This is a genomic window from Fibrobacter sp. UWT2, assembly GCF_900142545.1.
GTDB lineage: Bacteria > Fibrobacterota > Fibrobacteria > Fibrobacterales > Fibrobacteraceae > Fibrobacter.
This window is the reverse complement of the sequence record NZ_FRBF01000005.1, coordinates 86,773-101,261: the sequence shown is the minus strand read 5'-3', so window position 1 is coordinate 101,261 and position 14,489 is coordinate 86,773. Positions and strand designations below refer to the sequence as shown.

Genomic DNA, 14,489 nt, shown 5'->3' with positions numbered 1-14,489 from the left:
GTTATTTTTCCTCATTAAAAGTTATCTGCATAATCAAGCCTGTTTCAGTCGTGTTAGGAACAGAAATTTCTTCTACTGCTTCTAGCCCCATCAGCTTATAAAACTTTACTAAAGGTTTATTTGATTTTCTAATTTCGCACTTAAAACCTTTTGATCCATTTTCTCTGGCGAAATCTATCATCTTTTGTATTAGCTCGACGCCATACATTTCTTTTTGATATTCTTTTTTTACGCATACATATGTTCCAAAAGAATATGCCGGAGCATTGTTGAAATAAGTGGCTCCGAGTCCAATTATCTCGCCATCAAGCTCATACTCAAAGATTACCGCATATTTGCACATCTTTACGGCCCAGTCTCTAAGATTTACTCTCACACTCATGGCTGGAACAAAATAATCGTCCGTTTCCTGTAAAAACAGAAACAATTTATTCTCGTTGTATTCGCCTGGCTGATAGATATTCATACTGCTTCTCGTCAATTTCGTTTTTATCCTACAACTACCTTTATATACTTGTTTGGCTCAGACACAACCTTTTCTTGAAAATCCTGTGAATCAAACTTGAGTACGAGCGTCCCTATGGCATTATTTGCACCATTGAACGCTTCGACATGATCGCCGCATTTGACCCATAAGTCCCTTTCAATCACGTAAGAATCTATTTCCTTTGAAACAGAAAGTTCTTTAAAAACACCATCCTTATCAGCATGCAAAATAATTTCTGCCCAATATCCTTCAAAGGAAGGTTCTTGAACCTTTTCTACGGAATCTCCCACGGCGGCTCGGGTGCAAGCCGTAATAAGGTCAACTCCCGTAGCATAGCGAAGCATCTCGGAAAGTCTATTTCCGCCACCACGGGGTGAAACCTCCATAATGTAAGGCTTTCCATTTTTACCGATTCTGGTTTCTATGTTGTATACAGACGTTTTCATGTCTAGCAAAGTCAAAAGACGCTGTAATTCAGCCCTCAATTCTTTTTCATAATCCTGGCCGAATGTTGAAGGCCAAGAATAAGCTGCAGGAACATATGGTCCTGCTGCATTTTCATCAAATCGTTGAGCTGAAAATGAACAGAAAACGAGCTTGCCGTCTAAAGAAAAAGAGTCGCTATCAGAGGAACATCCCATTTTTTCAATAAATTCTTCGACAATGATTTTCCCAGAAATGGAGTTTGCAAAAGCATGTTCCAATGCTGAGCGCAAAGAGCTTTCAGAATCAACACGTGTCACACCCTTGCTGCCAGCCGAATCGGTAGGTTTCACAATAACCGGATATTGGTACCACGCCAAATCAGCAAGAGCCTCTTCCATGGAAGAAAAACCCTTTGCCTTCGGAACAACAAAATCATGTTCTGTAAGGAAGTTTCGGAAAAGGTCTTTATTTTGAAGAATTCTAACGGATTCATATGGCCCAAACGCGGGTAATCCCATTTTTTCCTGGACATACGCCGCAGCGACAACTCCAGGATCTACACCGAAAGACATAATTCCGTCAATCTGTTTCTCTTGCGCTACACGGAGAACAGCCTCTTTATCAACAATGCTAACGTTTACATACTCATCCGAATACTTGTGCGCAATGTTGTCTGGAATATAATCACAGGTTATTACATAATAACCTTGTTTATGAGCAGCTTCAATTACGGGGAGCAAATAGCGAATTCCACCAAGGAGCATCAACTTTTTCATTATACATTCCCCTTATTGCAAATGAGTTCAATAACTCTAGAAGCATCGCCTTCAGTAAGTCCCGCGTGCATAGGCAAGCAGATTACTTCATCGGCCATGCGGGTTGCTACGGGGAGGTTTTCCTTGGTTGCAGACGGCAAGCCTCGATAAATAGCGAAACTCGAAATCAACGGATAGAAATAGCGGCGACCAAGAACGTTGTGCTCTTTCATCTTTTCGTAGAGGGCGTCACGACTGATACCGAATTCCTTTTCGTTCACGAAAATCGGGAAATACGAATAGTTATAGGTCACTTCATCGCGTTCCTTGAACATTGAAATGCCAGGAACATTTGCCAGCGCGGCGCGATACTTCTGGGCTACTTTTTTGCGAGCCGCAATGGCTTCATCGATGTGCTTCAGGTTGCAGAGGCCGTACGCCGAACGGATTTCGTCCATTTTGCTGTTGATTCCTGGGGCAACCACGGTTGTCTCACCTGCAAAGCCGAAGTTCTTGAGGTAGTCAATGCGCTTTTTGGTGCGGGCATCGTGGCAAATCAAAGCACCACCTTCAACGGTGTTGTATGTTTTTGTAGCATGGAAACTGAGCGTGTTCATGTCACCAGCATCCAAGATGGTTCTACCATTCACCTTCACATTGAAAGCGTGTGCTGCATCGTAGATGACGGCAAGACCATAACGATCAGCGATTTCTTGAATAGCTTCGATGTCGCATGGATTGCCGTAAACATGCACAGGCATAATGGCCGTCGTTTTCGGCGTAATAGCCTCTTCAATTTTCTGCGGGTCTAAGTCGCCCGTCGTCGGATCCACGTCCACGAATACCGGAGTAAGTCCGTTCCACCAGATGGAGTGCGTTGTTGCGACAAAACTGTACGGAGTCGTAATAACCTCGCCCGTAATACGCATTGCTTGGAGTGCTGTAATCAACGGGAGTGTGCCGTTAGTAAATAGACTGATGTATTCTACACCCAAGTATTCCGCAAGAGCCCTTTCCAATTCCTGGTGATAATGACCATTGTTGGTAAGCCATCTACGATTCCAAATGTCTTTTAGCAAAGGTTCAAATTCTTCTAAAGACGGAAGAAGCGGAGAGGTGACGGTAATCATTTTGTCAGACATAGGTATTCCTTCTCAATTGCACGAATATAGCTAAATATTCTTATTAGTTTTTTGATCTATAACCTTAAATACTGGTTTTTCCAACAACTGTATACGAATAAAATCAATTACAGTACATATAGCGTAAACTGCAAGAACGCTTACAATAGCATGTAGATAAATGTTTCCAGCATAGTTTCCTACATTATCAAGAGTGTCTTTCCACAACCACTGTCGCATGGCGTCGCTATTAGCGTGTATTAGCAGTACACCGAACGCGGAAGCTGCAATGGTATTGATAACCTTGCTATAACCAATATTCAGATTTTTGAAAAATAAAAAAGCACATACAGCGGTTATTACTGCGAGGGGCTTATTTGAGTCTGACACGAAAAAAAAGAAACTTATTTTTTTACCTAGCAAACTGAACATTTGTGCCCCCCCCCAGACGCTAATTAATGACATTACCATACACGCCATTGTTGCTAAGCCGGTATATCTTGTATTAAGAGACCATTGAGGTGGATAAAGTCTAAGATAGGCTGCAATAAGGTATACAACCATAAACCAGCTAACATAGCTATAACTTATGGGAATAATTGTCTGCGGAAAGATGCTGAAAACTGTTAAGCACAGTCCCAATAAAATCTGATATTGTTTTTGATTTATATTTTTTATCAAAATATTGATAAATGGTATGAAACAAAAAAATACAATGTAACAAGCAACAAATCCGTTTTTCAATGAGGTAATAGGAGCCAAATTCAGGAAAATAGCTTTGGGAGATATGTCTATATAACCATTTGCAACGAAAATGCAAAATAGTACAAAATTATAAAACTCTATCTGCAATAGTAGTTTTAAAGCTTTTCGTAAAGTAATCTGCGAGGTACACATAAAATAACCCGTAATCAAGACGAAGCAATTAATGCCTATTTTGCCGGCACAGCCAAATAATGTGAGAAATGTTGATTTTGCAGATGGAAAATCTGCCGTAATAATCGGCATAAGGCCGGAGTTTACCACATAATGATGTGCTACAATCAAAAGCATAACTATAATGCGGAAAAGCTCTAGATTGGATTTGCGAGGCTTAGATATTACGGCGTTTTCATTTGACATAAAAAACTTTTCTTCTAATCTAAATAATGAGCTATTTTTTGTGGTTAATCACCTTAAAAACGGCATTAGAAATGTAGCAAAAACTTTCAATTTTAAAGATTTTTGAAAGAATTGCGTAAATAGTGATTCCCAAAACAACCTGCAATACTAACGTAGGCACATCACTAAGTTCAGCAAATTGGATGCAATAAACCGCTACACCCATAAAGCAAGATAGAAGTATTTGCGGAAGCATATCCTTTAACTGCGCCAGATAATTATAGCCAAGAAGTTTTTTATTCGGCCAACTGTTAATGATTTGCCCTAAAATGCTAGTCACAAAAAGCGTGTAAGCCATTGCCATAACGCTGATATTCATTGTCAATAAAATAGCAATAAGGCCAACAATTTTCTTTATAATTTCAAGTTTAAGAAATAGGTCGCTGCGCCCCAAGGCTTTAATTGCATTTAGATTTGCTGTATGAACCGGCCAAAACGCAAAAGAGAAACAAAATATACGCAAAAAAGGAACGCAAGGAAGCCATTTCTCAGTAAGAATTATCCTAACTAAAGGCTCTGCGCAAACGGCAAGTCCCATCATAATTGGCATCATGACGTATGTGCTGATGCTAATAGCTCTACGTGTCATGGTCCGAACTCGTGCCCGGTCATCTTGTTCTGCTGACATTGCTGGCAAAAGTACGCTGTCAATAGATGCATTGATGTTTGTAACTATTATATTGGGAAAAAGGTGCCCCTGATTATAAAAGGCAAGATCTTTGGCTGTGTAAATACGGCCAATAACCAATTGACATAAATGATTGTATGCCGTATCTAATAGTGAAGAAACTAATAATTTCCAACCATAACTAAATAAATGCTTAAGGCGTTGTAACGAAAATATTAATTTTGGACGCCAACGAACGGTTGCCCATAAAATAAGTGTTCCTAAAGCAACATTTGCAAGTTGTTGACCGACTAAAGCCCATACGCCATAATCCATATAAGCCATTGAAATTCCGACGATAGCGGAACCGAAGGTACCCCCTGCTGTTGCAAAAAAGAATTTCTTAAAAATTAGTTTTTTTGAAACGTAGGCCTGCTGAATATTTCTAACTCCAGAAACAATTAGAGTTAGGCTAAGAACTCGAATAACTGGGGTTAAATGCGGACTGTGATAAAAATCGGCAATGAACGGAGCACTAAAGAACATTATTCCATACATTAGCAAACACGCAACGAGATTAAAATAAAATACAGATGAAAAATCTAAATCGTCTGCATTTTTCTTTTGAATAAGTGCTGTACCAAATCCACTATTGACAAATACTTGCAAAATACACGTAAAAACTGTTATAAGGGCGATTTCACCATAAACGGTTGGATCCAACAGACGGGCAAGTATAATTGATACAAAGAAAGATACTAGCTGAGAGCCGCATCGTTCAAAAAAACGCCAAAAAAAATTAGCTGTAACGGTTTTTGCTGAAGGCATAGCGCAAAGATAGAAAAAAACTTACATTTTGTTTATAAAATATGAGGGGAGAATATGGGAAAATACATTGTTATGTTCAGTGTATAAATAAAACCGCGTCATCGACCGTTGTTTGATTTCTTGGGAAAAGTTATAAAATTACGAACGATCCGCCAAACCTAAATCAATGCTGTTGCGCGGTCAGCGATTAGTTTGCTAGTGGCCAGCAGGGAACGCCCATAAAGATTCCTGCGTGGAAATTTGCATTTTGACACTTTGTGCTAAAAATTATGTTATTTTTGTTGCGAACGAGTGTAAAGTTTTTAAAGAAATCGAAGGAGAGAATATGAATATTGCGATTGTTGGTACGGGTTATGTAGGCCTTGTGAGCGGCACATGCTTTGCCGAGATGGGCGTCAACGTCACTTGCGTCGATGTGAACCAAGCGAAAGTCGAATCCCTACAGAAAGGCGAAATCCCCATATACGAACCGGGCCTCGACGAGATGGTGCTCCGCAATCAGCGCGAAGGTCGCTTGAAGTTCACGACAGATTTGGCAAGCGTCCTTGACGGAGTCGAGATGGTCTTCAGCGCCGTGGGTACCCCCCCCCCGACGAAGACGGCTCCGCCGACTTGCAGTACGTTCTCGCTGTCGCGCGCACCTTTGGTCAAAACATCAAGAAATACACGGTTCTCGTGACAAAATCCACCGTCCCGGTCGGCACCGCCAAGAAGGTCAAGGCCGCCATTCAAGAAGAACTCGATAAGCGTGGCGTCAATATTCCGTTCGACGTGGCGAGCAATCCGGAATTCTTGAAGGAAGGCTCCGCCATTACGGACTTCATGAAGCCCGACCGTGTCGTCGTTGGTGTGGAAAGCGAACGGGCCAAGGAACACATGACCCGATTGTACCGCCCGATGATGCTGAATAACTTCCGCGTCATCTTTACCGATATTCCTAGTGCAGAAATGATCAAGTATGCAGCCAATAGCATGCTTGCGACTCGCATCAGCTTTATGAACGATATCGCGAACCTCTGCGAACTCGTGGGAGCCGACGTGAACATGGTCCGTAAGGGCATCGGCAGCGATACCCGTATTGGCTCCAAGTTCCTTTACCCCGGTTGCGGTTACGGCGGAAGCTGCTTCCCGAAGGATGTGAAGGCCCTCATCAAGACCGCCGAGAAGAACGGCTACAAGATGGGTGTGCTGAAAGCCGTCGAAGAAGTCAACGAATACCAGAAGACTGTACTTTTCAAGAAGTTGGCGGCCCGTTTTGGCGGGGTTGAAAATTTGAAGGGCAAGACCATCGCCATGTGGGGCCTCGCATTCAAGCCGGAGACCGACGATATGCGCGAGGCGACCGCCCTCGTGTTGATTGACTTGTTGGTGAAAGCGGGTGCGGTTGTGCGCGTGTATGACCCGGTCGCCATGAACGAATGCAAGCGCAGAATGGCTGCAAGGGGAGACGCCGCGACCATCGCAAGCCAAATCGTTTACTGCAACGACATGTACGAGGCCTTGCTTGATGCCGACGCCCTGTTGCTCGTGACCGAATGGAAACAGTTCCGCATGCCGAGCTTCGGCGTGATGAAGAAGTCCATGAAGAACGCTCTCATCATCGACGGCCGCAACATCTACGACCCCAAGGAACTCGCCGAAGCTGGATTTGAATACAGTGCCATCGGGTGCTAGGGTTGGCTAAAAAATGACAAAAAAGGGGGCTAACGCCCCTCTTTTTGGTGTTTTAGCATTTTGCTATAACTTGACCGTTAATTTGCGAGGAATGAACTTCCTCGTTTTTCCATATAACGCAGTTTTGAATGCTGGCGTTTTTGATGACGCTGTTGTCGCCGATGGCGACATTGGGGCCGATGGTGCTGTTCTCAATGATTACGTTCTTGCCGATGTTGCAAGGGGGAATCAGCTTGACGTTGTTCATGGACTTGTTCTGGCTAACGATGTGGCAAATGTTGTTGAGTGTAGGCCTGTTCTGCAGTAGCCAGGTGTTAGTCTGAATTAGCGTCTCTGGGAGCCCGCAGTCCAGCCATTCGTTTACGGGGGCGGTGCGGAATTTGCAGCCCTGTTCGATCATCATCTGGAGAGCGTCGGTCAGTTGGAATTCTCCGCGGGTGCGGATGTCGTTGCTTATCAGGTGCTGGAGCGCGTTTTTGAGTTCCTTGACGTCTTTGATGTAGTAGATTCCGACGATAGCCTCGTCGCTTACGAATTCTTGCGGCTTTTCGATCAGGCGTTCGATTTGCTTGTCCGCGTTGGTGACGGCTACGCCAAAGCGGCGCGGGTCCTGGACCTTGTAGGTGTAAAGGACGTTCTCGGTGGCGTTTGCGAGGCTCTGGATGTCGGCGTCGAAGAGCGTGTCGCCCAAAATGATGAGCAGCGGTTCGTCGTCGTTTACGTAGGGGAGAGCGAGGCTGATGGCTTGCCCCAGGCCTTGCGGGTCGCTTTGGAGAACTGTGCGTGTGTTGCCCCATTCGGGCTTTGCCTTGAGGTATTCATCCATCTTCTCGGCCTTGTATCCGGTAATGAAGATGGTTTCGGTGGGCTTGAGCGGGAGGGTGTCTTCTACAATCCAGTCGATAATAGTCTTGCCGCCCACGGGCAATAGGCACTTGGGCAGGTTGTTGGTGTAGGGGCGCATGCGCTCGCCCTTGCCGGCGACTGGCAGAATGACTTTCATTTCCTTCTTATCCTCTGGTTTTGTGTCTCAAAATGGAGGGGGATGCACAAAGATAATAAAAATGTATGCTTTGCGTTGGACTGAATGCGCCGTTTGCTGTCATCCCGGACTTGTGCTATGAATTTGCTCTTGTCATTTGCTTGTCTTCCCGGCCTCCGAGCCGGGACCTCCTTCTTGTTTTTACATGTCATCCCCGGCTTGACCGGGGATCTCCTCTTGTAGGTGAAGAATCCGGACTTCTTTGTAAAAAATCGTTTGGAATGGTGTTCAGTAGCTTGAAAAAAGCGTGTATATAAGAGGGGCTGGCGTATAAAGCGCCGATCCTGTAAAAGTAACTAGACTGTATTGACAAAATGTAATACAATTTGTAAATTAATTATGAAGTTTATAGAACACGCATTCGAACGATTTCAGGAACGATCCTTCACTCCAGAAATGGCTATGAAGCTCATTAATGGAAAACGGCTGCTCATGTGTTCTAAGTCAAATCCAAACAGGTATTTTGCCATAGGTATGGTTGACGGTGAATGTTGGACGGTTGTATTAGAAAAGGATCTTTATACTGTTGTTACGGCCCGTAGGGCTCACAAGGACGAGGAAGAATTATGGAAAAATTCAAGATAGCAAAGAATCCTAAGATGTCTGAGGCGGAAACGCTTGAATTTGCCGGGAGCCTAGCTGACGAATTCCGTAAAGGCCTCGCTGATGGTTCCACGATAGTTTCCGACGGCCCGTGGGAAGAAACCGTCAAGGCAATCAAGGAACGCCGCAAACGCAACGAAACGAAAATGACTTCGTTCCGTTTACCGGTCTGGATTATTGAGGGGCTCAAGCGTAACGCTGCCAAAGGCAGCGTCAAATACAGCGAGTACGTCATCGAGACACTCGCTAAAGCCGCTATGTAATTAAAATTCCCGCCCACCCAACCCTATCGCCCTCATGTCTTCCCGGCCTCCGAGCCGGGATCTCCTTTGATGAATGGAAAAATGTAAAATTATTCCAAAATGGAATAATTTTATTGAAATTTGAATAAAAATTATATATATTATTCCAAAATGAAATAAATCCATTTTTACTAAAGGACTGAAAATGAAATAATAGGAGTCGTTATGCCGCAAGCAGTGCAACCGTGGGAATACAAGATTGCCCCGTGCTATTCGAAATCCACCGCTGAAAAAATTTCCAAAAAACACCCGCAGGAATTCCAAAACGTACTCAAGAATCTGGATACCTATAAAAAGACACTAGATGAAGGAGTTCCTTTAGAACAAGCCAAAAGAACGCTCCCGTTTGTTCATAACGAACAAAAAGGTTTGCTTGCTATAGATCAACGGCCTCCAAAAGGAGGTGTACAACTTAGGTTGTACATTTATCCGCAGGAACAAGTCCGGATAATCCACCTGACGTCTATTGGCGATAAACAATCGCAACAAAAGGACATTAAGGCTGGACATCAGTTTATCCAAACGCTATGAAGCGACATGCAACCCACCCCTCAGGAGATCAACATGGACCAGAGAATATCGACCATATCAGATTTAATGAACGAAATGGGAGTTGAAAAAGAGACTGTAAAACAAGTAACGGAAAACATCAAGAACTACAGCATTAGTCAAAACCTGACAATCCTCCGAGCCAAGGCGAATCTTTCTCAATCCGAAATGGCAAAGAAAATGAAGACATCCCAGTCTTTCATTTCTAAGCTGGAAAGTGCAAGCAACGATCAAATTAAAGTTGATGATATGTGCACGTTCTTGGCTACACTTGGCTACGAAACGACCATTACTATTTCTAAACCGCAAAATATCGCACAAAAAATCAAGGCGAGTTACTGTCAGTTAGTCGATTTGGTGAAAGAACTGCAAAAGTACGCCGTCAACGATGACGCTATTCTTGAAGGCATTGCCAGTTTTGAAATCGAAGCGACGCAAAACATGCTGAATTTGGCATCGATGCTTATTGAAAGTTCTTCTGCAAAACTCGACAAAATCCACCCGCGTCAGGAACCTCAGATTATTCTTCAGAACGAGAATGTGAATAAACCCAAAAAGGTTCTTGCTTCGGTATAGCTTCTAAAAGACAGAAGTCTTCCCTACCCACCCAACTCTGTTTAGGGCGTATTATGACGGGGGAGGGGGTGCTAGGAATTGTTGGCGAATGTGCCGCCGGATTGTCTTCCCGGGCTCGACCCGGGATCTCCTTTGATGAGTGCGGGAAATCTGTTTTTGGTGATTGATTTCTTCTGTCTGCGTCCCACTTTAGGACTGGCGCTCAATAAGGTTCTTTTTTTGCTGCATCAGGAAACTCACGCAATCCACAGAAAACTCCTCCTTCCTGTACATCGTGTCGACATACTGATCAAATTCAGCTTCACTTAAATGAGCTGATTTTACCATTTCAAGTTCTTTTTTGAAATTTTGCGAAACAAAAGAAATTTCAAAAGGATTTTTTTCTTTGGGCGGTTTCATTTCGTTTTGAGTATTGACCATTTTTTTATTCTTTTCAACAAAAGAAATCATGGTGTCAATATCTTTTTTAACCGATTCCGTTACATTCTGTTTTAAGTTTTGAAGTTCTTCCATCAATGAATCAAATATCAAATAATTGAGTTTTTCGTCATTGCCTATAATCTTAAAATCTTTTTCTTCAAGTAGGCGAACATTGTGCGTATCAACAAAGCCAAGTCTCGACATGTTATTTAAATAAAGTACGAGAAATTTTTGATATTCGGGGATTGCGTTCATATTTCCAACAATATTCAGTTCGTTGAATATCTTCAAAATGTGCAAATACACATTTCTTTTTATTCCCCAGCATAAGTTTAGATTTTTTATTAGCTCGTAACTAATGGTATGCACATTTTCTTTTTTGATATAAAAATCCAACAGACGGTTGAATACTCTGGAGTCTTCTTCGTGTAATATAAAAGCGGGCAATAACGTGTAAAACCAATCAACAGCAAGTCTCATGATGGTTGTATTATCTCTTTTGGGAGATAAATTACTATACAAAGATTTCATGAATGCGTGAAAGTTTGCATCTGGATTATCGTCATTTTTGTTAAGGACATGCTCTATGAATTGCAATCTTGCGTTTTCTAAATCAGTATATTCAGATTTTCCGCGCCAACGTAAATAACGAATCAACCTGTCTATTTTTTCGTTATGTTCCTGAGATTGCATGACTTTGATGTTTTCGAAGTTGTCGTCAAACTTTTTCATTTCCCTATTAATAAGGATATCAAACTTATAGTCAAAGATGCGGAATAGGGCAAAGGCCGTTTCATTATTTACATCTTCCATAAATTTTTGAGAATCCTGAGCTTGCATTTCAGGGATATCCCTTATGGCGATAGAATCCCCTTTCCAGTTAAACAATTTAAGTCTGCTAAAAGGTGTGGCAACATCTATCTGTTTGTATATTTCATAAACAAAATGCTTTGTGAAATAATAGGCATAAACTGCCCTGGCATCCTGTTTTAGCTGTGGCGTGTCTAGAGCCAAATTAACATCATTCAAATACAATTTTACTCTTCGGATATTTACACCATTGGGGACAAATTGAATGGTTAGGTCAGCGTTAAATAATTTCTTAGTGTAATACTCTGTATAAAAAGGCGTGAAAATGTCCTTTAATATTTTCGTGTCAATATTCGGTAAGGAACTTTTCTCGTTGTCATATACACGCTCTATTGTAGTGCGTAAGGAAACTGGAGTCAAGTCAACAACATAGGGAATGTATTTTTCTATATAATAACGATCTTGTTGGAGGAGGTTCAGCAAATTATTTTCGTTATAAAGGAATAGAATCTTGATGTTTTCGTTTGAACTGGTTAGTTGTTCTGACAAATAAAATATTTTTTCAACGATGGATTTTTCAGAAACGCGATCAACATCTTCTATTGCTATAAGAAGTTTTTTGTCGAGGTGACAAATTTCTGATTTTAGGGATTGAATTAAATTGGTATACGAATCTTGCCCCCATAGGAAGTTTGCAAGCCAAGACCAATTAGAATCCTTCAAAAGTCTTTTAATCCTGGTCGTTGAAGTTGAAAAATAGCCGTTATTTTCAAGTACATGACCAAGTTCTGAAATAAAATAGCTTTCTATGGAGTCAACCGTCGAAGCCATTGCTTCGATTGATACAAAATGGAACTTCTCATTAAGCCTACTTTTTAGAATGTTAAAAAGATATGTCTTTCCTCCTCCCCATGGCGCGTTGATGCCTACAACATTAATCTTCTCAAGATATTCTTCAATTTTGTCTAAATCATATTTTCTTTCAAAAAAATAGTTTGGAGGTTCTATAGCTTTCTTGTTTTTGCACATCTGTTTTGCAATAAGTCTGCAAATTTCAACAACAATCGCTAATCCTGATAATGCTGCAATTGTGTACCATACGCAACAGCTGCGATTAGAACTAAAGAAGTGAATCAAGGCAGAAGCAAATATCACAGGGATACAAACAGTAAGCCAAAGCCTTTTATTTCGTGATAAGGGATAAACAAAGATTAAAATTGCAAATACGCAAGAAAATATTATGAGGTAGTAGTGGTTGTCTACCCCTGGTATGTAAAACAGAATTGATGAAAATATCAATCCTACAAATAAAGAAATGAAAAATTGTTTTAAATTACGTATCATATCGTCCAATATAAAAAACAGTAGGAATGGCGAATATGCCGGAGCAAAGTACACCATATGCTTTTGGTTTATCACGGACAGGGGATTCTGCCCACCCATCTGCCGTGTTGAATTCTTCATAGATTCCTCAACTTATCAGAGAACATTGCCCGTACCCATCTCCCTGGATGAGGATGTTTTGGCGGGTTTGGCAAGAGAGTCGTGGATTAATGACTGTATTTATTTACACCGTCTGTTATAAATATGCGGAGAAAAGACTGCATTTTTGAAAAATGTTGTTGAATAATTTTGAGTCTATAATCATAAATATTTTTTTATTCTCTTTTTTGTAGGCTTGCATACAGAGAAAAAAATGGTCATACATCCAAAGTTAAACGCTAAATAGGTGGTAATTGCGAGACTAATTCGTCTCTGTTCCTATGTTGATTTGATCAGGATTTGATATTTCCTTATACAAAGCTTTAAAACGGATGTATTCGTCAAATTCTTCATATTTCGAAAAGGTGCAAAAAGGCAGTGTGATATCAAATGTTTGGAATGTTTTTGCTTGGCTTATTTCTGCTATTCCTGAATCAACTATGGCTCGATATTTTTCTTGAGAAGTTCCTTTCATCCTGGAATTACCTGATCCAATTAAAGGGAAATGGATGTCATTGGGTTCTTCGTTGGACCGAATCCATGCCCAAATTTTTGATAAAAATTCGTTTCGATGGAATTTGTTTATTGGTTCTGCGTGGCAACTGTCGTCAAAAGTCGTTAAAGCTGCAAGAATAAAAATTTTGTTCTTTTTTTCAATTCTAACGCATGTACCTAAAGGGTAGCTTTTTTGCTTACCTTTTGTTTTGTTGGGTCTTGGAGTAAAGGATACTTGTTGTTTCTGTAATTCAGTATCAATGAGTGCGTTGAGGGTCGTTAAGTCGTTTTTGTAGAATTTATTTATAAATTTTCCATGTAAAGACCTTGGGGATACGATACCATCGCCAACAAAAGTGTCGAATTCTTGATTTACGGGGATGATGATAATTCCTGTTTTCTTTAATATGTTCCCAAATGATAGTGAAATTTTTGAATCTGTTTCCTCAATTGAGTAATCGGTAAAAAAGCATTTTCGTAATAAAGCGATAATGCAAACTATTACAGGAAGTACGCCGAAGACCAAGTAATTTGAAAAATTTTCTAATCTTTCTGAACCTGTCAGAACGTATATCAATTCTTTTATTAATAGGAAACTTCCAATGGTTTCAATATATCGGGCAGAAAAAAGTTTGAAGATATATTTCATAATCCTAAGCCCTCATATGTAGAATCATCATAATAAAAAGGACCTGTCTTACCGTTTTTCAAGCATTGTTCATGAAATGTCGGCCATTGATTTAAAGCCTTTTGGATGATTTTTTGTTTGAATGCAATATGAATGGCTAGTTTGTCTTCGAGAATTGGTGGGCAAAATTCGCTATCAATATGTCGGATGCCGTTTATGTTGACTACAATTATTGGCAATTGTAGTCGAATGGCTTGCTCTATTTCCCACCGAACAAAACGATATAGAAATCGCGTGTGTTCTCCAACGAGTAATACGAAAATTTTTGTATTTTCAAAACGCTTTAGTAATTGTCTCTTAATAGATTCTTCTTGGCTTGAGTCACGCGCTGTGTTTATTCCGTGAGCGTCATAGAATTTGAATTCAAAATTGTCATTTTCGCTCCATGCTCGCATTAGGTTGTAATACGGCATGTCATTGTCGCCGTCAAAAGCAATGTATGTTCTATTCCTATAAGCCATGT

At 41.0% G+C, this 14,489-nt stretch carries 12 protein-coding genes and 1 pseudogene; 4 read left to right on the top strand and 9 right to left on the bottom strand.

Features of this window, described 5'->3' with window-relative positions:
• Position 1 precedes the first annotated feature (1 nt).
• Genes BUA40_RS04925 through BUA40_RS04905 form a run of 5 tightly spaced genes read right to left on the bottom strand, consistent with a single transcriptional unit; the run spans position 2 to position 5,385 of the window.
• A complete protein-coding gene (locus BUA40_RS04925; RefSeq protein ID WP_072799040.1) occupies positions 2–466 on the bottom strand; it encodes a GNAT family N-acetyltransferase in 465 nt (154 codons plus the stop codon).
• Between the two features lie 23 nt (positions 467–489).
• A complete protein-coding gene (locus BUA40_RS04920; protein ID WP_072799037.1) occupies positions 490–1,689 on the bottom strand; it encodes an ATP-grasp domain-containing protein in 1,200 nt (399 codons plus the stop codon).
• Positions 1,689–2,810, bottom strand: coding sequence for a DegT/DnrJ/EryC1/StrS family aminotransferase (locus tag BUA40_RS04915; RefSeq protein WP_072799035.1), 1,122 nt, complete (start codon positions 2,808–2,810; stop codon positions 1,689–1,691). Before BUA40_RS04915 ends, BUA40_RS04920 begins: the two co-directional genes overlap by 1 nt.
• A 30-nt stretch (positions 2,811–2,840) precedes the next feature.
• The gene (locus BUA40_RS04910; RefSeq protein WP_072799033.1) at positions 2,841–3,911 is read right to left on the bottom strand and encodes an acyltransferase family protein; all 1,071 of its coding nucleotides are present in this window, start codon (positions 3,909–3,911) and stop codon (positions 2,841–2,843) included.
• A 31-nt stretch (positions 3,912–3,942) separates the two neighbouring features.
• Entirely contained in the window at positions 3,943–5,385 is a 1,443-nt protein-coding gene (locus BUA40_RS04905; protein WP_072799031.1) for a lipopolysaccharide biosynthesis protein, read from the bottom strand.
• 325 nt (positions 5,386–5,710) lie between these two features.
• Here BUA40_RS04905 and BUA40_RS04900 point away from each other — a divergent pair.
• A pseudogene (locus tag BUA40_RS04900) lies at positions 5,711–7,059 on the top strand (UDP-glucose/GDP-mannose dehydrogenase family protein).
• Positions 7,060–7,111: 52 nt separating this feature from the next.
• Here the strand turns inward: BUA40_RS04900 and BUA40_RS04895 are convergent.
• Positions 7,112–8,062: a sugar phosphate nucleotidyltransferase gene (locus tag BUA40_RS04895; protein ID WP_072799029.1), complete on the bottom strand. Its 951-nt coding sequence runs from the start codon at positions 8,060–8,062 to the stop codon at positions 7,112–7,114.
• Between the two features lie 605 nt (positions 8,063–8,667).
• Here BUA40_RS04895 and BUA40_RS04880 point away from each other — a divergent pair.
• The 3 genes from BUA40_RS04880 (at position 8,668) to BUA40_RS04870 (ending at position 10,131) form a co-directional block, all read left to right on the top strand.
• Positions 8,668–8,967 carry a hypothetical protein gene (locus BUA40_RS04880; RefSeq protein WP_072799022.1) on the top strand — a complete coding sequence of 100 codons (300 nt, stop codon included), beginning with the start codon at positions 8,668–8,670 and terminating at the stop codon, positions 8,965–8,967.
• 204 nt (positions 8,968–9,171) lie between these two features.
• Complete coding sequence (locus tag BUA40_RS04875; RefSeq protein WP_072799019.1) at positions 9,172–9,537, top strand: hypothetical protein; 366 nt, start codon at positions 9,172–9,174, stop codon at positions 9,535–9,537.
• 33 nt (positions 9,538–9,570) lie between these two features.
• Positions 9,571–10,131: a helix-turn-helix transcriptional regulator gene (locus BUA40_RS04870; protein ID WP_083585284.1), complete on the top strand. Its 561-nt coding sequence runs from the start codon at positions 9,571–9,573 to the stop codon at positions 10,129–10,131.
• Positions 10,132–10,320: 189 nt separating this feature from the next.
• Here the strand turns inward: BUA40_RS04870 and BUA40_RS04865 are convergent, their stop codons facing one another.
• The 3 genes from BUA40_RS04865 to BUA40_RS04855 form a co-directional block, all read right to left on the bottom strand.
• On the bottom strand, positions 10,321–12,825 hold the full coding sequence (locus tag BUA40_RS04865) for a P-loop NTPase fold protein (RefSeq protein WP_083585283.1): 2,505 nt from the start codon (positions 12,823–12,825) through the stop codon (positions 10,321–10,323).
• A 280-nt stretch (positions 12,826–13,105) separates the two neighbouring features.
• The gene (locus BUA40_RS04860; protein ID WP_072799013.1) at positions 13,106–13,987 is read right to left on the bottom strand and encodes a macro domain-containing protein; all 882 of its coding nucleotides are present in this window, start codon (positions 13,985–13,987) and stop codon (positions 13,106–13,108) included.
• A complete protein-coding gene (locus tag BUA40_RS04855) occupies positions 13,984–14,487 on the bottom strand; it encodes a TIR domain-containing protein (RefSeq protein ID WP_072799011.1) in 504 nt (167 codons plus the stop codon). The genes BUA40_RS04860 and BUA40_RS04855 overlap by 4 nt, the downstream gene beginning before the upstream one ends.
• Positions 14,488–14,489 lie beyond the last annotated feature (2 nt).